24 protein-coding genes are annotated in these 20,427 nt (G+C 35.3%); 23 read left to right on the plus strand and 1 reads right to left on the minus strand.

Annotated features, from left to right (window positions below; all coding sequences use genetic code 11):
* Positions 1 to 106: 106 nt before the first annotated feature.
* On the minus strand, positions 107 to 1,348 hold the full coding sequence (locus tag ACRDEC_RS00005) for an NAD(P)/FAD-dependent oxidoreductase (RefSeq protein ID WP_431496275.1): 1,242 nt from the start codon (positions 1,346 to 1,348) through the stop codon (positions 107 to 109).
* A gap of 114 nt (positions 1,349 to 1,462) precedes the next feature.
* Between ACRDEC_RS00005 and ACRDEC_RS00010 the strand changes: the two genes are divergently transcribed.
* The 23 genes from ACRDEC_RS00010 (at position 1,463) to ACRDEC_RS00120 (ending at position 20,418) form a co-directional block, all read left to right on the plus strand.
* On the plus strand, positions 1,463 to 2,983 hold the full coding sequence (locus tag ACRDEC_RS00010) for an HAL/PAL/TAL family ammonia-lyase (RefSeq protein WP_431496276.1): 1,521 nt from the start codon (positions 1,463 to 1,465) through the stop codon (positions 2,981 to 2,983).
* A 128-nt stretch (positions 2,984 to 3,111) separates the two neighbouring features.
* Positions 3,112 to 4,224, plus strand: coding sequence for a WG repeat-containing protein (locus ACRDEC_RS00015; protein WP_431496277.1), 1,113 nt, complete (start codon positions 3,112 to 3,114; stop codon positions 4,222 to 4,224).
* A 12-nt stretch (positions 4,225 to 4,236) separates the two neighbouring features.
* Entirely contained in the window at positions 4,237 to 4,968 is a 732-nt protein-coding gene (gene fabG / locus ACRDEC_RS00020; protein ID WP_431496278.1) for a 3-oxoacyl-ACP reductase FabG, read from the plus strand.
* A 16-nt stretch (positions 4,969 to 4,984) separates the two neighbouring features.
* Positions 4,985 to 6,205 carry a beta-ketoacyl-[acyl-carrier-protein] synthase family protein gene (locus ACRDEC_RS00025; protein ID WP_431496279.1) on the plus strand — a complete coding sequence of 407 codons (1,221 nt, stop codon included), beginning with the start codon at positions 4,985 to 4,987 and terminating at the stop codon, positions 6,203 to 6,205.
* Between the two features lie 9 nt (positions 6,206 to 6,214).
* On the plus strand, positions 6,215 to 6,466 hold the full coding sequence (locus ACRDEC_RS00030) for an acyl carrier protein (protein WP_431496280.1): 252 nt from the start codon (positions 6,215 to 6,217) through the stop codon (positions 6,464 to 6,466).
* Positions 6,467 to 6,470: 4 nt separating this feature from the next.
* Positions 6,471 to 7,358: a lipid A biosynthesis acyltransferase gene (locus ACRDEC_RS00035; RefSeq protein ID WP_431496281.1), complete on the plus strand. Its 888-nt coding sequence runs from the start codon at positions 6,471 to 6,473 to the stop codon at positions 7,356 to 7,358.
* Positions 7,359 to 7,369: 11 nt separating this feature from the next.
* Positions 7,370 to 8,272, plus strand: a complete 903-nt coding sequence (locus ACRDEC_RS00040) for a dialkylrecorsinol condensing enzyme DarA (protein ID WP_431496282.1) — start codon at positions 7,370 to 7,372, stop codon at positions 8,270 to 8,272.
* A gap of 13 nt (positions 8,273 to 8,285) precedes the next feature.
* Positions 8,286 to 9,419, plus strand: a complete 1,134-nt coding sequence (locus tag ACRDEC_RS00045; RefSeq protein WP_431496283.1) for a beta-ketoacyl-ACP synthase III — start codon at positions 8,286 to 8,288, stop codon at positions 9,417 to 9,419.
* Positions 9,419 to 9,853 carry a hypothetical protein gene (locus tag ACRDEC_RS00050; protein ID WP_431496284.1) on the plus strand — a complete coding sequence of 145 codons (435 nt, stop codon included), beginning with the start codon at positions 9,419 to 9,421 and terminating at the stop codon, positions 9,851 to 9,853. The genes ACRDEC_RS00045 and ACRDEC_RS00050 overlap by 1 nt, the downstream gene beginning before the upstream one ends.
* A gap of 5 nt (positions 9,854 to 9,858) precedes the next feature.
* A complete protein-coding gene (locus ACRDEC_RS00055; RefSeq protein WP_431496285.1) occupies positions 9,859 to 10,320 on the plus strand; it encodes an ABC transporter permease in 462 nt (153 codons plus the stop codon).
* Entirely contained in the window at positions 10,317 to 10,721 is a 405-nt protein-coding gene (locus ACRDEC_RS00060; protein WP_431496286.1) for a hypothetical protein, read from the plus strand. Before ACRDEC_RS00055 ends, ACRDEC_RS00060 begins: the two co-directional genes overlap by 4 nt.
* The gene (locus tag ACRDEC_RS00065; protein ID WP_431496287.1) at positions 10,721 to 11,710 is read left to right on the plus strand and encodes a BtrH N-terminal domain-containing protein; all 990 of its coding nucleotides are present in this window, start codon (positions 10,721 to 10,723) and stop codon (positions 11,708 to 11,710) included. Before ACRDEC_RS00060 ends, ACRDEC_RS00065 begins: the two co-directional genes overlap by 1 nt.
* Positions 11,711 to 11,713: 3 nt before the next feature.
* Positions 11,714 to 12,469 carry an ABC transporter ATP-binding protein gene (locus ACRDEC_RS00070; RefSeq protein ID WP_431496288.1) on the plus strand — a complete coding sequence of 252 codons (756 nt, stop codon included), beginning with the start codon at positions 11,714 to 11,716 and terminating at the stop codon, positions 12,467 to 12,469.
* A complete protein-coding gene (locus ACRDEC_RS00075) occupies positions 12,459 to 13,745 on the plus strand; it encodes an ABC transporter permease (protein ID WP_431496289.1) in 1,287 nt (428 codons plus the stop codon). Before ACRDEC_RS00070 ends, ACRDEC_RS00075 begins: the two co-directional genes overlap by 11 nt.
* Positions 13,720 to 14,169, plus strand: coding sequence for an acyl-CoA thioesterase (locus ACRDEC_RS00080; RefSeq protein ID WP_431496290.1), 450 nt, complete (start codon positions 13,720 to 13,722; stop codon positions 14,167 to 14,169). Before ACRDEC_RS00075 ends, ACRDEC_RS00080 begins: the two co-directional genes overlap by 26 nt.
* On the plus strand, positions 14,169 to 15,305 hold the full coding sequence (locus ACRDEC_RS00085; protein ID WP_431496291.1) for a beta-ketoacyl synthase N-terminal-like domain-containing protein: 1,137 nt from the start codon (positions 14,169 to 14,171) through the stop codon (positions 15,303 to 15,305). Before ACRDEC_RS00080 ends, ACRDEC_RS00085 begins: the two co-directional genes overlap by 1 nt.
* Positions 15,289 to 15,936: a 3-oxoacyl-ACP synthase gene (locus tag ACRDEC_RS00090; protein ID WP_431496292.1), complete on the plus strand. Its 648-nt coding sequence runs from the start codon at positions 15,289 to 15,291 to the stop codon at positions 15,934 to 15,936. Before ACRDEC_RS00085 ends, ACRDEC_RS00090 begins: the two co-directional genes overlap by 17 nt.
* The gene (locus ACRDEC_RS00095; protein ID WP_431496293.1) at positions 15,924 to 16,181 is read left to right on the plus strand and encodes a phosphopantetheine-binding protein; all 258 of its coding nucleotides are present in this window, start codon (positions 15,924 to 15,926) and stop codon (positions 16,179 to 16,181) included. The genes ACRDEC_RS00090 and ACRDEC_RS00095 overlap by 13 nt, the downstream gene beginning before the upstream one ends.
* 7 nt (positions 16,182 to 16,188) lie before the next feature.
* Complete coding sequence (locus ACRDEC_RS00100) at positions 16,189 to 17,385, plus strand: beta-ketoacyl-[acyl-carrier-protein] synthase family protein (RefSeq protein ID WP_431496294.1); 1,197 nt, start codon at positions 16,189 to 16,191, stop codon at positions 17,383 to 17,385.
* A complete protein-coding gene (locus tag ACRDEC_RS00105) occupies positions 17,385 to 18,446 on the plus strand; it encodes a beta-ketoacyl synthase N-terminal-like domain-containing protein (RefSeq protein ID WP_431496295.1) in 1,062 nt (353 codons plus the stop codon). The genes ACRDEC_RS00100 and ACRDEC_RS00105 overlap by 1 nt, the downstream gene beginning before the upstream one ends.
* On the plus strand, positions 18,440 to 19,204 hold the full coding sequence (locus ACRDEC_RS00110; protein WP_431496296.1) for a polysaccharide deacetylase family protein: 765 nt from the start codon (positions 18,440 to 18,442) through the stop codon (positions 19,202 to 19,204). Before ACRDEC_RS00105 ends, ACRDEC_RS00110 begins: the two co-directional genes overlap by 7 nt.
* Complete coding sequence (locus ACRDEC_RS00115; RefSeq protein ID WP_431496297.1) at positions 19,194 to 19,820, plus strand: LolA family protein; 627 nt, start codon at positions 19,194 to 19,196, stop codon at positions 19,818 to 19,820. The genes ACRDEC_RS00110 and ACRDEC_RS00115 overlap by 11 nt, the downstream gene beginning before the upstream one ends.
* Positions 19,786 to 20,418 carry a hypothetical protein gene (locus ACRDEC_RS00120; protein WP_431496298.1) on the plus strand — a complete coding sequence of 211 codons (633 nt, stop codon included), beginning with the start codon at positions 19,786 to 19,788 and terminating at the stop codon, positions 20,416 to 20,418. Before ACRDEC_RS00115 ends, ACRDEC_RS00120 begins: the two co-directional genes overlap by 35 nt.
* Positions 20,419 to 20,427 lie beyond the last annotated feature (9 nt).

The following is a 20,427-nucleotide window of genomic DNA, read 5'->3' on the forward strand; positions in this document are numbered from 1 at the left end:
GCATTCAAGCTTTAATGCAAAATTATACTTGACTTTTCTTTCCATAAAAATACCCCCAAATAGTGTCTAACTTTTTGGGGGCAGTGCAAAACGACCGGGTTTTTATTTATTCTCCTTTTTCGAGCTGCAGCAAGTGTGCCATATTTCTGATTACGTTGTCGTGCTTTTTTACAAACGGATTTTCCTGATCCCAAACATAACCTGCTAAAACCGCACATATCTTTCTTTTTACATCTGGATTTTCAGGCTGATGGAAAAATAGGGTTTGTAAATTTCCAGTGTACCATTCTTTTACGTAAGTGGTAAAAACACCGATTCCTCGTTTCATATATTCGGTAAACTCAGTTTCCCAATCTATTTTTTCACCATTTAATTGTCTGTGAATTAATTTGGCAGACAGCATTCCGGATTCTGTAGCAAAAGCCACTCCTGATGAAAAAACCGGATCCAAAAATTCAGAACTGTTTCCTGTTAAGGCAAAACCGTCACCGTACATCTTTTTAACGGAACGGGAATAATTTTCGAGTTTTACCGGTTCAAACAGGAATTCTACACCTCCAAAACGTTTAATATAATAATCGGATAATTGAATAGCGTTTTTAAGCGCTTCGGCATTGTTCTTATTTTCAGATAACGAATTGATGAAATCTGTTGGTCCAACAACTCCTAAACTAGTATTTCCATTTGAAAAGGGAATAACCCAAAGCCAAACTTCGGTTTCCAGAATATCAAAAGAAATTAGGGTTCCTTCTTCGCCTTCCGGACGGTTAATGTCTTTAACGTGTGTGAATATTGATGAGTGCGGATCCAATTTTGAAGGAGTGTCCAAATCCAATAATCTTGGTAAAACACGTCCGTATCCACTGGAATCGATAATGAATTTCGCGTGAATTTCTTTTGTGTTACCGTCTTTATCCTTAACAATTGTAATGGAATTACTTCCGTTGAATTTAACATCTAATACTTCGCTTTCGAACTCCAGGTCTATCCCTTTTCGGATAACTTCCTGTGCCAATGTGTTGTCAAAATCGGCTCTTGGTACCTGCCAAGTCCAATCCCATCCTTCGGAAAATTTATTACTAAAATCAAAAACGCAGATTTCTTCACCTCTAATAAAACGGGCTCCGAGTTTTTTCTCAAAATTCATGGCGTCAAGCGCCGGAAACAATCCTGCCTCGTCAAAATGATCCATCACTCGGGGAATAAGACTTTCACCTACAACCAGACGAGGGAATTTTGTTTTTTCAACTACTTTGACTTTTGTGCCGTTATTATGTAGGTAAGATGCTGATACACAGCCAGAAGGCCCTGCTCCAATTACTAGGACATCTACAAATTCCTGTGTCATATTTTTCTTTTTTCTTTTTAATAATATGCTACCTTTGCACTGGTCAAATGTAAATACATAATTTCAATTTTAAAATAAAATTGCTTACTTAATTTTAAGCAAAAACAAAACTTAATGAGTACAATTAATGAATATTTAAGCCTTGAAGAGTTTACATCAATCGTGTTTAAGAATAACAAAGTTGGTATAAGCAGTACAGTTTTGAACAGAGTACAGGAAAGTTTTAATTTTTTGAAGGAGTTTTCAGGGAATAAGGTAATATATGGTGTGAACACAGGTTTTGGGCCGATGGCTCAATACCGCATTAAAGATGAAGACAGGCTGCAGCTGCAATATAATTTAATCAGAAGTCATTCTTCAGGAACAGGGAAACCGTTGTCTCCGGTCTTTGTGAAATCAGCAATTCTGGCAAGATTGAACACACTTTCATTAGGGAATTCCGGAGTACATCCATCAGTAATTCATTTGATGTCAGAGTTTATCAACCGAGATATTACACCTTTGATTTTCGAGCATGGAGGAGTTGGAGCTAGTGGTGATTTGGTTCAATTGGCTCATTTGGCACTTACTTTAATTGGAGAAGGAGAAGTTTTTTATAAAGGAGAAAGACGTTTGACAAAAGATGTTTTTGAAATTGAAAAACTGCAACCTATCCAAGTGGAAATCCGTGAAGGACTGGCTTTAATGAATGGAACTTCGGTAATGACAGGAATTGGAATTGTCAATGTTCATAATGCCGAAAAAATATTGGATTGGTCAATCAAATGTTCTTGTGCTATTAACGAGATTGTACAGGCTTATGATGATCATCTTTCTGCCGAATTGAACAACACAAAACGTCATTTTGGACAGCAGGAAGTTGCTAAAAGAATGAGAGGCCATCTGGAAAACAGCAAATTGGTCAGAAAAAGAGAAGATCATTTATATACGGGAGAAAATACTGAGGATGTTTTTAAAGAAAAAGTTCAGGAATATTATTCACTGCGTTGTGTTCCTCAAATTTTAGGCCCGGTTTTGGATACTATTAAAGGTGTATCCGAAGTTTTGGAAAACGAAATCAACTCAGCAAATGATAATCCAATTGTGGATGTTAAAAACCAACATGTGTATCATGGAGGGAATTTTCATGGAGATTATATTTCTCTTGAAATGGACAAGCTGAAATTGGTTATTACTAAATTAACGATGCTTGCTGAAAGACAGCTGAATTATTTACTGAATTCTAAATTGAATGAAATTCTTCCACCATTTGTCAATTTAGGGACATTAGGATTTAATTTTGGAATGCAGGGAGTTCAGTTTACAGCTACATCAACAACAGCTGAAAATCAAATGTTGTCTAATCCGATGTATGTTCATAGTATACCTAACAATAATGACAATCAGGATATTGTAAGCATGGGAACAAACGCAGCCGTGATTACAGGAAAAGTGATTGAAAACGCATTTGAAGTACTGGCGATTGAATTAATTACTATTGTTCAGGCTATAGATGCATTGGGTTATAAAGAAGAAGTTTCTTCAATAACCCGAAAAATATATGACGAAGTAAGAGTTATTATCCCTGAATTTAAAGAAGATCAGGTAATGTATCCGTTCGTTCAGCAAGTAAAAGAGTATTTGATGGCGGAGTAAATTTGACAGAAAGTTTGATCATAAAATCAAAAAATATATTGATTTGTGCCCAATCAGACAAATTTCAAATGTAGGAGATTTAAAGCTTGGACCACATAAAGTGATGTTTAATTTTAAATTAATAGATTATGAAAAAATTAGTTTTTATTCTGTTGTTTTTTGTTCAGTTACTTTCCGCACAAGAATTGGCGTTAGTCAGGGAAGATGGGAAATTCGGGTACATTTCTAAATCAGGAAATTACGCTATTCAACCAAAATTTAAAATCGCCAAAAACTTTTCTGACGGACTGGCAGCAGTACAGGAAAATGGGAAATTTGGATTTATCAATGCCAAAGGAGATTGGACAATTCAGCCTGCTTTTGATGATGCTAAATATTTTGACAGCGGCATTTGCGTGGTTCAAAAAGACAAGAAATGGTTTTATATCAATAAAAAAGGAGAAGCATTAAAAATGCCTGATTCAGAAAAAGTTTTTGATTTTGAAGACGGAGTTGCTTTTATTAAACAAAATGGAAAAGTAGGTCTAATCAATACTAAAGGAGTTATCGTTTTAGAACCGACTTATCAATTGATTAAATCTTTTTCAGAGGGTTTTGCACAAGCAAAAAATAATGATAAGTGGGGAATTATAGACAAAACAGGGAAAGTTATTGTTTCTATTGAATATGATGATCTGGGAGATTTGTATAAAAATACGACCTGGGCAAAAAAAGGAGAAAGTTTTGGTTTAGTTTTTGCTAATAAATTTTCACCAATTGAAGGAGTCACTAAAATATGGGATTTCAATACACAAGATATCACCTATGCTAAAAAGGGAGATAAAATTGGATTTATTGATTTAAAAGGGAAATGGATTATATCACCTAAATTTGATAAAGTCAGAGCGTTTAATAAAAATTTAGCTCCGGTTTGTGAAGGAAAAAAATGGGGTTATATTAATCTCAAAGGAGATTATGTTGTGCAACCCATTTATGATGATGCCGAAGTGTTTAGTGATGATGGACTGGCACCAGTGAAAGAAAAGGAATGGGGATTTATTTCGACTGCTGGAAAAATAGTAATACCGACTCAATATCAAATTACTGCCAGCAGTTTAATTTCGTTATTCAAAAAGAGTGATAAAGGTTTTATCGATGGATTGAGCAGAGTGAAATTTGAAAAAAAATGGGGCTTTCTCAAACCAGATGGAAAAATTTTAGGAGATAAATGGTTCGAAAATGCAGAACTATTTCAAAAATAAAGAATTGAAAATATGAAATGTGCTTTAGTTACAGGTGGCTCAAGAGGAATCGGGAGTGCTATTTGTCAAAAATTAGCAGAAGAGAAAAATTACCACATACTGATTAATTATCAGGGAAATCAGGAAGCTGCAGAAAAAACTTTGGAAGAAGTCCTTAAAAAAGGTGCTACTGGCGAGATTATTAAATTTAATGTTTCCGATGCTGAAGAGGTAAAAAATGCCTTAACATCCTGGCAGGAAGCCAATCCGGAAGCGATAGTAGAGGTTATTGTGAACAATGCCGGAATTACTCGTGATGGATTATTCATGTGGATGTCACTTGAAGACTGGAATAATGTAATCAATACCAGCCTGAATGGTTTTTTTAATGTGACTAATTTCTTTATCCAAAAAATGTTACGCAATAAATACGGTCGGATTGTAAATATGGTTTCGGTTTCAGGAGTCAAAGGAACTCCGGGCCAAACTAATTACTCGGCTGCAAAAGGAGCTGTGGTTGCAGCTACAAAAGCATTGGCACAGGAAGTGGCAAAACGTAATATTACTGTAAATGCAGTAGCGCCAGGTTTTATCAGAACTGATATGACAGGTGAATTAGATGAAAAAGAATTAGCGAAATTAATTCCGGTTAACCGTTTTGGTGAAGCAGAAGAAGTGGCTGATTTAGTAGCATTTTTAACTTCAAAAAAAGCAAGTTATATTACCGGGGAAGTGATTAATATTAATGGAGGGATTTATTCATAACATTACTTTTTAAAAAATGGATAGAAGGGTAGTAATTACCGGAATGGGAATTTATTCCTGCATTGGGACTTCGTTGGATGAAGTGAAAGAATCGCTTTACGAAGGAAAATCAGGGATAATATTTGATGAAGCAAGAAAAGAATTTGGATTCCGCTCTGCCTTAACGGGTATGGTACCAAGGCCTGATTTGAAAAAATTACTCAGTAGAAGACAACGAATCAGTATTGGTGAAGAAACAGAGTATGCTTATATGGCAACTATTGAAGCGTTGAAAAATGCAAATATAGACGAAGCTTTTTTCGATACAAATGAAGTGGGAATCCTATACGGAAATGACAGTGTTTCTATGGCTGTTATTGAAGCAACCGATATAATCAGAGAGAAAAAAGATACGGCATTAATAGGTTCAGGTGCTATTTTTAAATCGATGAATTCTACGGTAACGATGAATTTATCCACTATTTTCAAATTAAGAGGAATCAATCTTACAGTCAGTGCAGCCTGTGCGAGCGGGTCGCATTCGATAGGATTGGGTTACCACCTTATAAAAAGCGGATTACAAGATATTATTATTTGCGGAGGAGCTCAGGAAATCAATCAATATGCTATGGCAAGTTTTGACGGATTGGGTGTTTTTTCCACCAATGAAAACAATGCAGCCAAAGCTTCGAGGCCTTTTGACGCTTCCCGAGACGGCTTAGTGCCTAGCGGAGGCGGTGCCACCTTGATCTTGGAGAGCTACGAATCGGCCGTAAAAAGAGGAGCTCCAATCATAGCTGAAGTTGTGGGATATGGTTTTTCATCAAACGGTGGGCACATATCCACACCTAACGTAGATGGTCCTGCAACAGCCATGCGCCGAGCATTGGAACAGGCTGGACTGGAGCCGAATGCTATCGATTATATCAATGCACACGCCACTTCGACGCCTGTTGGTGATGCAAATGAAGCGAAAGCTATATTTGAAATTTTCGGAGAAAGTAACCCGCCGGTGAGCTCTACAAAATCTATGACTGGACACGAATGCTGGATGGCAGGAGCAAGCGAAGTGATTTATTCGATATTGATGATGCAAAATTCTTTTGTAGCACCTAATATTAATTTTGAGACTCCAGATGAGGATTCAAAAAAAATAAATCTGGTAACGAATACCATAAGTAAAAAAATCGACGTATTTTTGTCGAATTCATTTGGATTTGGAGGGACAAATTCAGCATTAATAGTTAAAAAAGTTTAGTTTTCAGAGATGAATAAAGAAGAAATTATAGAAATTGTCAATGGGTTTTTAGTAGATGAGTTTGAAGTGGATGGAGATCTTATAACTCCGGAAGCTCCATTGAAAGAGACATTAGGATTAGACAGTTTGGATTACGTTGATTTGGTAGTGGTTATCGAATCTAATTTTGGTGTAAAATTAGGAGAGGCTGATTTTGTCGGGATTACATCATTTCAGGACTTTTACGATTTAATCGAAAATAAAATAAAAGCAAAGGGTTAATCTCATGAGCGAGTGGGACGGAAAGTCCAAAGGGACTCTTTTAGGTTATAAAATATTTGTATTTTGTATTAAAAAGCTCGGAATTAAAGCAGCATACTCTGTTTTGGTTTTTGTGGCTTTTTATTATTTTGTATTCCAAAGAAAATCCAATCGGGCCATATTTTATTATTTTAGGGAGAGACTCCAATATTCCTATTTGAAGGCAAAAATAATGGTCTACAAGAGTTATTTTACATTTGGACAAACCATTATTGATAAGACGGCTATTTCAGCAGGCTTGCGAAATAAATTTTCGTATGAGTTTGACGGAGTAGAATTATTACACCAACTTTTGAGTGAAAAAAAAGGAGGTGTTTTAATCAGTGCCCATGTTGGAAATTTCGAAATTGCGGAGCATTTTTTCGGTGAAATAGATTTGGATTGCCAGATTAATTTAGTGACTACTGATAGAGAGCATTCGGCAATTAAAGAATACATGGAAAGTGTAACCCAAAAATCATCCATTAAATTTATTATTGTAAGAAACGACTTATCTCATATTTTTGAAATAAACAATGCGCTATCCAATAATGAATTGATATGTTTTACAGGCGATCGTTATTTTGAAGGGACAAAATTCATGACTGAATCACTTTTGGAAACAGATGCGAATTTTCCAGCTGGACCATTTTTAATTGCTTCACGACTAAAAGTGCCGGTTGTTTTTGTATATGTTATGAAAGAACCTAATTTGCATTACCATCTGTACGCAAGAACTGCAAATGTAAAACAGCGTGATGAGAAAGGGCTGTTAAAGGCTTATACGGAAAGTGTTGAATCCATATTGAAAAAATATCCGCTGCAGTGGTTTAATTATTTTGATTTTTGGAATACCTTGGGGCCAGATAAATAAAAGCAATCCAGATGAAAAATGTTCTCGTTTTATATTATACCCAATCAGGGCAGTTAGAAGATATTGTCAAAAACATAACTCTTCCTTTTCTTGATTCTCAGGAGGTTAAAGTGACTTTTTGTGATATTAAATTAGAAAAGCCTTTCCCGTTTCCATGGGATAAGCATTCTTTTTTTGATGCTTTTCCTGAATCTTTTTTGCAGATACCTGCTGTAGTTTATCCGCCTTCGGATGAAGTTTTAAGCCGTAAATACGATTTGATTATTTTAGGCTATCAAGTTTGGTACCTTTCACCATCTATTCCGATTAATTCATTTTTAAAGAGCAATTCTGCCAGACAATTATTTGAAAATACTCCTGTAATTACTGTAGTGGGTTGCCGGAACATGTGGGTAATGGCTCAGGAAAAAGTAAAATTACTTTTAAAAGATATCAATGCCCAATTGGTAGGAAACATAGCTTTAACGGACAGACATATCAATCATATCAGTGTGATAACCATTGTACAGTGGATGTTTACCGGTAAGAAAGAAAAATACCTGGGTATTTTCCCAAAACCTGGCGTTTCGGATGAAGAAATAAAAGAGTCTCCGAAATTCGGAAAAATCATTTTGGAACATCTGCAAAAAAACTCGTTTGAAAGTCTGCAGGCAGATTTGATAGCTGGTAATGCTGTAGAAATCAGACCTTTTTTAATTGAAATGGATAAAAAAGCCAATAAAATGTTCGAAAAATGGGCTGGTTTAATCGTTAGAAAAACGAGTTCAAGACCAAAATGGCTCAAAGTTTTTAATATTTATTTATTGGTTGCAATATGGTTAATCTCCCCAATTGTCTATATCTTGCACCTTCTAAAATACCCATTGGTTTATGCCAAAATAAAAAAAGAAAAAGTCTATTATAAAGGGGTATGAGATTTTAAAAACTATGTTTGAAGTTTATATAACAAAAGCCGGAAAGTATTTGCCTAATGAGGCTGTTTCTAATGATGAAATGGAATCTTTTTTAGGTATGATCAATAATACAGCCTCTAAAGCCAGACGGATAATTCTTAGAAACAATGGGATTCTATCACGTTACTATGCTTTGGACAAGTCCGGTAATCCAACACATACCAATGCTGAATTAACCAATAAAGCTATTGAAGAATTGTATGATGCAGCTTTTTCTGCAAAAAATGTAGCATTGCTTTCGTGTGGAACTTCAACACCTGATCATTTGTTACCATCACATGCTGCGATGGTTCACGGACTGATGAGAAACCAATCGGTAGAATTGAATTCTTCATCAGGAGTTTGCAATGCGGGAATGAATGCGCTGAAATTCGGCTATTTATCCGTTAAGGCTGGAAATACTCCAAATGCAGTTTGTACTGGTTCTGAGCGTGTTTCAACCTGGATGAAATCCGAAAAGTATGAAAACGAAATCTCCAATCTTAAAAATCTGGAAGAACAGCCAATCATCGCTTTTAAAAAAGACTTTCTTCGCTGGATGCTATCGGATGGCGCAGCCGCATTTTTGCTGGAAAACAAGCCTAAAGGAGAAAATCCGTTGCGAATTGAATGGATGGAAGCGTTTTCGTATGCCTATGAATTGGAAGCTTGTATGTATGCGGGAGGTGATAAGCTTGAAAACGGAGATATTAAGCCTTGGAGCGATTATGAATCTGAAGAATGGCTGACAAAATCGGTATTTTCAATCAAACAGGATGTAAAGATTTTAGATCAGCATATACTTGAAAAAGGTGCGCTTAGTATGAAAGCAGCTTTGGATAAAAACAATATAAAACCAGAAGATATTACCTATTTCCTGCCACATGTTTCCTCTCATTATTTTGTGGAAGGACTGCGTAAATCATTGGTAGAAAAAGAGATTGGTATTCCGGCTGAAAAATGGTTCATGAATCTTAAGCATGTTGGAAATGTAGGTTCAGCCTCTATTTACCTGATGCTCGAAGAACTCATGAATTCCGGAAAACTAAGAAAAGGAGACAACGTTTTATTATCAGTTCCTGAAAGCGGACGTTTTTCTTATTCGTATGCTTATTTAACGGTTTGCTAATGGAAAATAAACTACCCATATTAGATAAAAAATTTGTTGGAAATCTTATTCCTCAAAAATTCCCGTTTGTCATGGTCGATAAATTACTTTCTTTTTCTGAAAATGAAGTGACTGCAGGTCTGACGGTTTCAGAGGAGAATATATTTTTTAATGATGAAAAATTCCAGGAATCAGGATTAATTGAACACATGGCACAATCAGTTGCGCTGTTTACCGGTTATCAGTTTTATTTAAAAAACGAACCGGCACCTACTGGCTACATCGGTTCTATAAAATCAATTGAGATTCTTCAGTTGCCTAAAAACAACGAAGAAATTGAAACCACAGTAAATGTGCTTCAAGAATTTATGGGAGTTACATTGGTTGATATTGTCACAAAATTAAATGATAAAGAAATAGCTCGCGGGCAAATGAAAACCGTTCTAGCCAATTAAATAAAATGAAGTCTCTGGAAAACGTAATTGAAATCCAAAATTATCTGCCACATCGCGACCCGATGCTAATGGTTGATTTTATATTGGAGCTTAACGATCGTGAAGTAAAGACTATTTTTGAAATAAAAGCAGATAATCTATTTGTTGCCAATAATTTTTTCGCTGAAGTAGGGTTAATCGAAAATGCTGCACAGACCTGTTCCGCTATTGTTGGACAATCTTTTTTTGTTGATGAATTTAAGCAAGTGAAAGAAGATGTTGAAGTAATAGGCTTTATCAGCGGAATAAAAAAAATAACGATACATCATTTGCCTGAAGTTGGCAATACAATCAGGACTAATGCCGTTTTAGTCTCAAGGTTTGATACTACGGATTACAGTATTTGTACCATAGAATGCAAAACGTTTTGCAATGAAGAACTGCTTTTGGAAGCAGAAATTAACTTATTTATTCAGGAAAAGCGATGAAGAAAGAAGAAGTACCACAGGACAGCAGTAATCTTTCTAAAAGCAATTTGAAAGAATTGTGCTATGCTACCGATGAAAATGGTAATTATACCACAGCTCTGAGTTCAGGATGGGAACCAAAAACGATAGCTTTGGAAAATTCCATTCAGGATATAAACGAACGTATTGAACAGGCAAAAAACGATGTGATTAATGGATTAGCGAGTCCAATAGTGTATTTTATGGAATTGCATAAAATGGATTGGCTCACGCTTGCCGGATATGTCGAAATGTGGATTTGGCGAGTAAAAAGACATGGGAAACCTTCTGTTTTTAAAAAATTAAGTGATAAAACCTTAGGGAAATATGCCGAAGCTTTTGAAATTTCGGTTGAAGAACTAAAAAATTATAAAGGAAACTAATGGAATTTATTCATCATCAATCAGCACATTGCGAGAACGGTGTTGCCTCTAATCTCTTGAGGCATCAGGGAATAAGTATCAGTGAACCTATGGTTTTCGGAATCGGTTCCGGGTTGTTCTTTTTTTTCCTGCCGTTACTTAAAGTAAACTATGCTCCGGCAATAAGTTATAGGCCAATGCCCGGATTTATATTCAACAGGGCTGCAAAACGATTGGGAATTAAAGTCAAAAGGATTAAGTTTTCTAATAATGAAAAGGCGCAAAAAGCCTTAGAAGAGAATTTGGAAAAGAATATTCCAACAGGCTTGCAGGTTGGTGTTTATAATCTTACCTATTTCCCGGATGAATATCGTTTTCATTTTAATGCTCATAATCTGGTTGTTTATGGCAAGAAAGATGACACTTTTTTAATCAGTGACCCGGTTATGGAAACGGTAACCACTCTGACCGAAAAAGAATTGGATAAAGTGCGTTTTGCCAAAGGAGCTTTAGCACCTAAGGGTCAAATGTATTATCCAATAGAAATTCCTGAAGTAATTGATTGGGAGTTTGCAATCAAAAAAGGGATTAAGAATACCTGTAACGATATGTTGGCGCCACTTCCGATTATTGGAGTAAGCGGAATGCGTTTTTTAGCACGAAGTATCAGAAAATGGCCTATCAAACATGGAGTAAAAAAAGCAAATCATTATTTGGCACAAATGGTTCGTATGCAGGAGGAAATTGGTACTGGCGGAGGCGGTTTCCGTTTTATCTATGCCGCTTTTTTACAGGAAGCTTCCGTGATTTTGAAAAATGAAGAGTTGAAAAAACTATCATTAGAAATGACTGCAATAGGAGATTTATGGAGAGATTTTGCCGTAAATGCTTCTCGTGTATATAAAAACAGAAGTAATAAAACGGATGTTTATAACGGTATGGCTGATGAATTAAATAAAATAGCCGATTTAGAAGAAGCCTTTTTCAAGAAACTTAAAAGAGCAATTTAAAAGATGAATGAACCAATTATCTATATAAATGAGCTTTATAAAAAATATAAGGATGCAGATGATTTCTCTGTAAATAATCTGAGCCTGATTATTGAAGAAAAGGAAATTTTTGGATTATTGGGACCTAATGGTGCCGGGAAAACCACATTGCTTTCCATGCTATGCGGTTTGATAAAACCTACTTCGGGTAATTTTTCGATCAATAATCTGTCATACGATAAAAATGCAACCGATATTAAAAAGATAATTGGTGTTGTCCCTCAGGAATATGCTTTATATCCCACTTTGACAGCAAGGGAAAACCTTCGTTATTTCGGAAGTATGTACGGATTGAAAGGTAAAGATTTGTGTAAAAAAGTAGATGATACTTTAGAACATCTTGGGCTTTTAAAATTCGCTGATAAAAAAGTAGATACCTTTTCTGGAGGAATGAAACGAAGAGTGAACCTGATTGCAGGAATTTTGCACAATCCCAAAGTTTTATTCCTGGATGAACCCACAGTAGGAGTAGATGTACAATCAAAAAATGTGATTATCGATTATTTAAAAGAACTTAATTCTAATGGAACGAGTATTATTTATACGTCTCATCATTTAACTGAAGCACAGGATTTCTGTTCTCATATAGCCATTATAGACAGAGGAAAAATTTATGCAAAGGGAACTCCTGAAGAATTGGTTTCCAAAACACCAAATGCACACAATTTAGAAGATGTTTTTATTTCATTAACCGGTAAAGAATTACGTGATGATGCATAAATTCCTGATGTCGGTCTACAAAGAAATGTTACTGCTGAAAAGAGATTTCGGCGGATTGGTAATACTTTTTATAATGCCTTTGGTGTTAATTATTACTATAACTTTAATCCAGGACAGTACTTTTAAATCCATTCATGAAACCAAAATCCCGGTTTTATTAGTAGATAATGATAATGGTCAAATTTCCGAAACAGTAAAACAAAATCTGAATGAAAGCGGTTCGTTTGAAATAGTAACTCAAATTGACGGGAAAACTATAAACGAGGAAGTTGCCAGAGAAGCTGTTTTTAAAGGAAAATTTCAATTAGCAATTGTTATTCCTGAAAAACTGAGCAAAGACCTGCAATTGAAAGTAAACCAGAATGTAGAGAAAATATTAGGTAGTTTCGGTATGGAAGATACGGCTTCAGTAGCTCAAAAAAACATCAAAATTCTTCCTAAAGAGGTTAAACTGTATTTCGATCCGGCCACTCAGCTGACGTTTAAGAATGCTGTGAAAAGTGCCATCGATAAAATGATTTCAAAAATTGAAACTCAATCGATTTATGCTACTTTTCAAGATCAGTTAGGGGAAAATGATGCGCCTCTTTTCGACCAGAAAAGTTTTATTTCCTTTAAAGAAATAGTACCGAAAGTTAATGATAAAGAAATTATGCCTAACTCGGTGCAACATAATGTTCCGGCTTGGGCTTTATTTGCCATTTTCTTTGTAGTTGTGCCGCTTTCCATCAATATTGTAAAAGAAAAAAGTCAGGGGACACTAATACGATTAATTACGAATCCAGTTCCTTATGCCGTTGTTATTTTAGGAAAAACGGCCACTTATCTGATTATCTGCATGATTCAGTTTTTCCTTATGGTAGCAGTAGGTGTTTATCTTTTCCCATATTTTGGTTTGCCAACATTGGATGTAAACGGAAAACTGATCCTGATGAGCATAGTAGCTTTATTTTCAGGCCTTGCCGCCATCGGGTTTGGTATTTTGTTAGGAACAATTGCCAAAACCCAAGAGCAATCAGCGCCGTTTGGAGCCACTTCAGTAGTTATTTTAGCTGCAATAGGAGGTGTATGGGTTCCTGTTTTTGCCATGCCAAAAGTTATGCAGTATGTATCCCATGTTTCCCCTATGAATTGGGGTTTGAATGCGTTTTATGACGTGTTGCTCCGCAACGGAGGAATCGGTGAAATCCTGCCCGAAATAATTTTACTACTTTTGTTTTTCTTACTAACAACAGCAATAGCCATAGTTTATGATAAAAAGAAAAGAGAAGTATAATGAAGTTCCAGAATTGACCGTATCCGAAAAAATACGTGTTAGATTTAATGAAACCGATCCTTTGGGAATCGTGTGGCACGGCTATTATATTACTTATTTTGAAGATGGAAGAGAGGCTTTTGGGCGCAAACACGGTATATCTTATCTTGATATACAGCAAAGTGGGTATACAACGCCTATCGTAAAATCGAAATGCGAACATAAACTATCGCTTCGTTACGGAGATGTGGCGCGAATTGAAACAACAATTGTTGATTCTCCTGCTGCTAAAATGATTTTCAGGTATAAAATATTTGATGCCAATGAGAATGTTGTCTGCATTGGAGAAACTATTCAGGTTTTTGTAGATGGCAAAGGCGATTTATCACTTAATTATCCTTCTTTTTTTGAAGATTGGAAACGAAAGATGGGGCTGTTGAAATAATGAAGAAAAACGTTTACATCACTAATACCAATTGCATTACACCTTTAGGGTTTGATGTGAATTCTAATTGGGAAGCGTTGCAAAAAGACATTTCAGGTATTAAAAAGCAGGAAAAAATCGGAAAATTAGAATCATTTTATGCGTCGGTTATAGTTACTGAGAAATTAAATGCCTCTTTTGATGCAATCACAACAAAAAAAAGGTTTACCAAGTTGGAGAAAATGCTTATTCTGGCACTTCAGCCTTTGGTAGAAAAAAATAAGATTACAAATAGAACCGCTTTTCTGTTTTCAACTACGAAAGGGAATATTTCTCTTCTCGAAAATACTGAAAATGGAATCGAAACAGTTCATCTATCGGCTTTGGCTAAAAAAATAAGCAGTTATTTTGGATTTACAAACGAGCCGATAGTGGTTTCTAATGCTTGTGTTTCCGGAGTTCTTGCAGTTGCAATTGCAAAAAGAATGATACAATCAGGAATGTATGATAACGCATTTGTGGCTGCTGGGGACGAAGTTTCAGAATTTGTATTATCCGGTTTTAATTCGTTTCAGGCGATGAGTTCCGAACCTTGCAAACCGTATGATAAGGACAGGACAGGTGTGACACTTGGTGAAGCAGCTGCAGCGGTTTATATTACTTCCGATGAAAATGAAGTGATAGCCGGCAGTATGAAAATTTCCGGTGACGGAGCAGTAAATGACGCCAATCATATCTCGGGACCGTCAAGAACGGGAGAAGGATTATTCAGAAGTATTGAAAGTGCTTTTGCAGAAGCAAAAATAGAAAAAGCGAACATAAATTATATTTCAGCACATGGTACCGCCACTTTATTTAACGATGAAATGGAAGCCATTGCTTTTAACCGACTGAATTTACAGCACGTGCCGGTTAACAGCTTGAAAGGATATTATGGTCATACTTTGGGAGCTTCAGGGCTTTTGGAGACCGTTATCGCCATTGAGAGTGCAAAACGAAATCAATTTGTTGTTTCAAAAGGATACAGTGAGAGTGGTGTAACACAACAAATCAACATAATTACAGAAAATAATTTTTTGGATATCAATTGCTTTCTGAAAACAGCTTCCGGATTTGGAGGTTGCAATACAGCTGTTTTATTTGAAAAGGTACATTAATTTGGAAGAAAGTAATTATATATCAAATTATTGCGTAATCGAAGAAAATTCGGTTTTCGCTAACGGTCAAAAATTGTTTGAATTAGGAAATACGTCTTTTTCAGAATTTGCAAAAGCGGCGTATAAAAATTTTGAGATTGATTATCCCAAGTTTTTTAAAATGGACAACCTGAGCAAACTGGCTTTTTTGACAGCAGAAATTATTCTGAGAAATACAACAGAATCAGAAAAAGAAAATAATATTGCCCTTGTTTTTGCTAATCAATCGTCCAGTTTGGATACTGATGCAAAATACCAGGATTCAATAACAGATAAAGAGAATTATTTTCCAAGTCCAGCGGTTTTTGTGTATACATTACCCAATATCTGCATTGGGGAAATCAGCATCAGGCACAACCTGAAATCGGAAAGTGCATTTTTCGTTTTTGATGCATTTCCTTCGGAATTTATGCAGAATTATGCCGAAATGTTATTAGAATCAGGGAAGGCAGAAAAAGTGGTTTGCGGCTGGATTGAATTGTATAAGGAAAAGTATCGCTCCATTCTTTATTCAGTTGAAAAGCAAGGCAAATCAGAACATAACAAAGAAACAATAAATCAAATTTATACAAATTCATTATGGACGCTTTAAAACAGGAATTAAAATCAAAAATCATCGAAGTTTTAAACTTAGAAGATATCGCAGTTGAGGATGTTAATGATAACGATGCTCTTTTTGGTGACGGATTAGGATTGGATTCTATCGATGCATTGGAATTAATCGTCTTATTGGACAAGGATTACGGAATTAAATTGACAGATCCGAAAGAAGGAAAAACGATTTTCCAGTCTATTGAAACTATGGCGGCTTATATTACTGCCAACAGAACAAAATAAATAATTCATGAACAGAAAAGTTGCCATAACCGGAATGGGAATAATTTCTTCGATCGGAAAAACCGTCGAAGAGAATTTTACTGCTTTAACCCAAGGAAAATCAGGGATTTCTACTATTGAAAACCTCGAAACAATTCATAAAGATGTGATTAAAGTGGGTGAAATAAAATTAACCAATCTTGAGTTAGAGCAATTGCTTGAACTTTCCTCTGAGAATAATTTCCCTCGAACGGCAATGCTTGGTGCTTATGCTGCAAAGAAAGCTATAGAAGATGCCCATATTTTGGACATAAACGAATACAGAACAGGTCTTATTTCATCGACTAGTGTAGGCGGAATGGACATGACTGAAAGGTATTTTTATGATTATTTTGAAAATGAAGCAAATCAAAAATACATTACAGCACATGATGCGGGCGATTCTTCCCATAAAATAGCTGAATATATCGGTTTGACAGGCTTTGTTTCTACTATAAGTACTGCTTGTTCTTCTGCGGCAAATGCTATAATGATGGGCGCCAGAATGATTCAGGCAGGAAAATTGGATCGCGTGATTGTTGGCGGAACAGATGCTTTGGCAAAATTCACCATCAATGGCTTTAAAACCCTGATGATTCTGTCGGATACTTATAATACACCATTTGACAACAATCGAAAGGGATTGAACCTAGGGGAAGCAGCCGCTTTCTTGGTATTAGAATCGGAAGAGCTGGTAAAAAAACAGGATAAAAAGGTTTTAGGTTATGTTTCCGGTTTTGGAAATGCTAATGATGCTTACCATCAGACCGCTTCTTCCGAAAATGGAGATGGGGCTTTTCTGGCGATGCAAAAAGCATTGAAGATTGCTAATTTGCAGCCATCAGATATCGATTATATTAACGCGCATGGAACAGCAACGCCAAACAACGACCTGTCGGAAGGAAGAGCTTTGATTCGTGTTTTTGGAGAAAAGACTCCGGAATTCAGTTCAACGAAAGCCTTTACCGGACATACATTAGCTGCAGCAGCTGCAATTGAAGCCGTTTACAGCGTCTTGGCATTGCAGCATAATGTCATTTTTCCTAACATGAATTTTAAAATGCCTATGGAAGAATTCGATTTGATCCCGCAGACCACATTGAAAGCTAAAGAAATCAATCATGTATTGTCTAATTCGTTTGGATTTGGAGGTAATTGTTCCACTGTAATTTTTTCAAAAAACTAATGAGAAGTTGTTATATCAATGGAATGGGATGCATTTCTGCCCAAAAAACTTTTGAATCGGAGTTTTTGAGTGAGGTTGTTGTTAATGAAACCGAAAACGTTTTACAGGCGCAACAGCCGTCTTATAAAGAAATTATTCCGCCAGCTGCGATTCGTAGGATGGCAAAAGGAGTAAAGATGGGGATTTATGCTTCTACACAAGCACTAAATGAAGCTGGTTTAGAGCAACCTGATGCCATAATTACCGGAACAGGGATGGGCTGTACTGAAGATTCTGAGAAGTTTCTGAAAGCTATTCTGGATAACAATGAAGAGTTTTTAACACCAACTTCTTTCATTCAATCTACTCACAATACGGTTGGAGCACAAATTGCTTTAGGCTTGCAATGTAAAAGTTATAATTTTACATATGTAAATGGTGCGGTTTCATTGGAATCAGCACTGATGGATGCCAAAATGCAAATTGGGAATGATGAAATCAACTCGGCTTTAATAGGCGGAATTGATGAAATGGCAGCTCATACCATTGAGATGTACAAATTGAATAATTGCATCAAAAAAGAAGAAGATAAACCGTATCATATTCTTGATTCCAAAACTAAAGGTATTGTTTTTAGTGAAGGAGCCGTTTTTTTTACTTTAGAAAACAATAAAAAAGAAAGTTCCTACGCCAAGGTTGAAGATGTTTTTATCCAAAATACGTTAAAAACCAATCAGGTAGACGCTTTTGTTCTTGATTTTCTGGCTTCAAATGACACAAATATCGATCAGATTGATGCAGTTGTTTTAGGAAATAACGGCGATGTTGATTATGACCATTACTATAATATTGCTCATTCAATTTTTAAAGAAATCCCTCAGGTTTATTACAAGCATTTGAGTGGTGAGTACAATACTGCTTCAGGCTTTGGATTGTGGCTGGCTTCTCATATCATAAAAAAGCAGGAAATTCCATTGGTTGTAAAGATGAATAATCTCGAAAAAGAAAATTACAATACCATTCTGCTTTATAATCAATACCAAGGAAAGGATCACAGTTTAATTTTACTTAAAAAATGCTAAAGCATAGAAACATAATTGTTTTGTGTTTGCTTCTGCTTGTTTTGCTTTTTGCCCTTAATGCAAAATGGTGGGCTTTTCTTTTTATTCTGATGGTTTTTGTAGGAGTAACTTCATGGGGTTCATTTGATCTTCGTTTGAGCTATTTCCTGACAGCTCATTGTAACAATCCAAAAGAGAAAGAGGATAAAATAGCAATTACTTTTGATGACGGTCCTCATGAAATGACTGAAAAAGTATTGGATTTATTACAGAATTATAACGCAAAAGCTACTTTTTTCTGTATCGGGACACAAATAGAAAAACATCCTGATATAATGAATCGGATGATGTCCGAAGGTCATATTTTAGGGAACCACACATATTTTCATTCTAAGTCCTTTGGTTTTTTTTCTGCGGAAAAAGTAAAAGAAGAAATTTTGAAAAATGACTCGTTACTTTTTCAATTTACAAATAAGAAAATAAAATTTTTCAGACCTCCTTTTGGAGTGACGAACCCAAATGTTGCCAGGGCGGTTTCCGAGACAAAACATACGGTTATTGGCTGGAATATACGCTCACTTGATACTGTCATTGATGATGAAAACAAGATCTTTGAAAGGATTAAAAGCAAAATCGAACCGGGAGGAATTATCCTTTTGCATGACACTTCTTTAAAAACAGTGAATGTTTTGGAACAGTTATTGCTACTTTTGCAATCAGAAAAATATGATATTGTAACCATCGATAAACTATTAAATCTTCCGGCTTATGAAGACTAATTTTTTTTTAGTACTGCTTTTAACATTCTGTCTGAACATTTTTGCACAAGAACAAAAAATGTCAGCTTCTGAAATTGCCAATTTTAAAGCAACCGTTGAAAAGGAAACTAAAAACATAAAATCACTTAAAACCGATTTTATACAGTACAAACACCTTGATTTTTTGTCAAAAGATATTGAAACTTCAGGGAAAATGGTTTTCAAAGCTCCAAACTTATTGAATTGGCAATACACTAAGCCTTATCAATACAGTATCGTTTTTAAGAACAACAAAGTATATATAAACGATCAGGGTAATAAGAGTACTGTTGATGCCAAGAGTAAGATGTTCGAAAAAATCAATAAGCTCATAGTAGGAAGTGTAAGCGGAAATATGTTTGATGATAAAGAATTTGAAATCTCTTATTTTAAGTCCAAAGAGGCTTATATTGCTAAGCTGACTCCTAAAACAGCTACAATAAAAAAATATATTAAACAGGTAGATTTGTATTTTCCTATTAATGACGGGACAGTTTCACAAGTAAAATTAATTGAACCTTCCGGGGATTTTACCAGAATTGTATTCAAAAATAAACAAATCAATGCGAAAATTGACGATTCGGCTTTTACTAATTAGTCTCTTTACAGTTTTCTTTTTTTCGTGTAAACCTTATGAAATAAAAGGTACGGCTAAAAATGAGAATTTGGTAAAAGAATATAAAAACCCCTATTTTTCCAACCCGGAAACAGATTATGTTTATAAAGCACATATTGAAGTCTACGGTAATAAGCTAGGAGGTATTTTTATTGCAAAAAGAATTAACGATTCGATTCATCGTGTCGTTTTTACAACTGAATTTGGGAATAAATTATTGGATTTTGAGTTGTCTGAAAATGATTTTAAAATCAATTATATTCTTGAAGATATGAACCGGAAAATAATTGTTAATACATTAAGGGATGATTTTCGTCTGCTTTTAAAAGTAAACCATCCGGTAGAAGAAGTATTTGAAAATCAGGATTCTTTTATTTACAAAGCGAAAGACGGAAAGCGGTTCAATTATTTTTTTGAAAGCAGAAAAGATAATAAACTCTTAAAATTAGTCAATGCTTCAAAGACGAAAGAAAAAGTTATCTTCGAATTTGTATCAAAAAACAGTAGTTTTGCAGAAAATATAATTATCAGTCACAAGCATATAAAATTAAAAATTGAATTAAATCAAATTAATAATTAACCCATTTAT

It is taken from the genome of Flavobacterium sp., from assembly GCF_050696275.1.
Lineage (GTDB): Bacteria > Bacteroidota > Bacteroidia > Flavobacteriales > Flavobacteriaceae > Flavobacterium.

What these genes read in the sequence shown, in the direction of transcription:
- ACRDEC_RS00045 (WP_431496283.1), top strand. Translation starts at nt 8,286, where the DNA reads ATGTTTGAAGTTTATATAACAAAAGCCGGAAAGTATTTGCCTAATGAG.
- ACRDEC_RS00075 (WP_431496289.1), top strand. Translation starts at nt 12,459, where the DNA reads ATGATGCATAAATTCCTGATGTCGGTCTACAAAGAAATGTTACTGCTG.
- ACRDEC_RS00095 (WP_431496293.1), top strand. Translation starts at nt 15,924, where the DNA reads ATGGACGCTTTAAAACAGGAATTAAAATCAAAAATCATCGAAGTTTTA.
- ACRDEC_RS00085 (WP_431496291.1), top strand. Translation starts at nt 14,169, where the DNA reads ATGAAGAAAAACGTTTACATCACTAATACCAATTGCATTACACCTTTA.
- ACRDEC_RS00025 (WP_431496279.1), top strand. Translation starts at nt 4,985, where the DNA reads ATGGATAGAAGGGTAGTAATTACCGGAATGGGAATTTATTCCTGCATT.
- ACRDEC_RS00040 (WP_431496282.1), top strand. Translation starts at nt 7,370, where the DNA reads ATGAAAAATGTTCTCGTTTTATATTATACCCAATCAGGGCAGTTAGAA.
- ACRDEC_RS00005 (WP_431496275.1), bottom strand. Translation starts at nt 1,348, where the DNA reads ATGACACAGGAATTTGTAGATGTCCTAGTAATTGGAGCAGGGCCTTCT.
- ACRDEC_RS00080 (WP_431496290.1), top strand. Translation starts at nt 13,720, where the DNA reads ATGATAAAAAGAAAAGAGAAGTATAATGAAGTTCCAGAATTGACCGTA.
- ACRDEC_RS00115 (WP_431496297.1), top strand. Translation starts at nt 19,194, where the DNA reads ATGAAGACTAATTTTTTTTTAGTACTGCTTTTAACATTCTGTCTGAAC.
- ACRDEC_RS00055 (WP_431496285.1), top strand. Translation starts at nt 9,859, where the DNA reads ATGAAGTCTCTGGAAAACGTAATTGAAATCCAAAATTATCTGCCACAT.
- ACRDEC_RS00035 (WP_431496281.1), top strand. Translation starts at nt 6,471, where the DNA reads ATGAGCGAGTGGGACGGAAAGTCCAAAGGGACTCTTTTAGGTTATAAA.
- ACRDEC_RS00030 (WP_431496280.1), top strand. Translation starts at nt 6,215, where the DNA reads ATGAATAAAGAAGAAATTATAGAAATTGTCAATGGGTTTTTAGTAGAT.
- ACRDEC_RS00110 (WP_431496296.1), top strand. Translation starts at nt 18,440, where the DNA reads ATGCTAAAGCATAGAAACATAATTGTTTTGTGTTTGCTTCTGCTTGTT.
- ACRDEC_RS00100 (WP_431496294.1), top strand. Translation starts at nt 16,189, where the DNA reads ATGAACAGAAAAGTTGCCATAACCGGAATGGGAATAATTTCTTCGATC.
- ACRDEC_RS00070 (WP_431496288.1), top strand. Translation starts at nt 11,714, where the DNA reads ATGAATGAACCAATTATCTATATAAATGAGCTTTATAAAAAATATAAG.
- ACRDEC_RS00065 (WP_431496287.1), top strand. Translation starts at nt 10,721, where the DNA reads ATGGAATTTATTCATCATCAATCAGCACATTGCGAGAACGGTGTTGCC.
- ACRDEC_RS00010 (WP_431496276.1), top strand. Translation starts at nt 1,463, where the DNA reads ATGAGTACAATTAATGAATATTTAAGCCTTGAAGAGTTTACATCAATC.
- ACRDEC_RS00015 (WP_431496277.1), top strand. Translation starts at nt 3,112, where the DNA reads ATGAAAAAATTAGTTTTTATTCTGTTGTTTTTTGTTCAGTTACTTTCC.
- ACRDEC_RS00105 (WP_431496295.1), top strand. Translation starts at nt 17,385, where the DNA reads ATGAGAAGTTGTTATATCAATGGAATGGGATGCATTTCTGCCCAAAAA.
- ACRDEC_RS00050 (WP_431496284.1), top strand. Translation starts at nt 9,419, where the DNA reads ATGGAAAATAAACTACCCATATTAGATAAAAAATTTGTTGGAAATCTT.
- ACRDEC_RS00120 (WP_431496298.1), top strand. Translation starts at nt 19,786, where the DNA reads ATGCGAAAATTGACGATTCGGCTTTTACTAATTAGTCTCTTTACAGTT.
- ACRDEC_RS00060 (WP_431496286.1), top strand. Translation starts at nt 10,317, where the DNA reads ATGAAGAAAGAAGAAGTACCACAGGACAGCAGTAATCTTTCTAAAAGC.
- fabG (WP_431496278.1), top strand. Translation starts at nt 4,237, where the DNA reads ATGAAATGTGCTTTAGTTACAGGTGGCTCAAGAGGAATCGGGAGTGCT.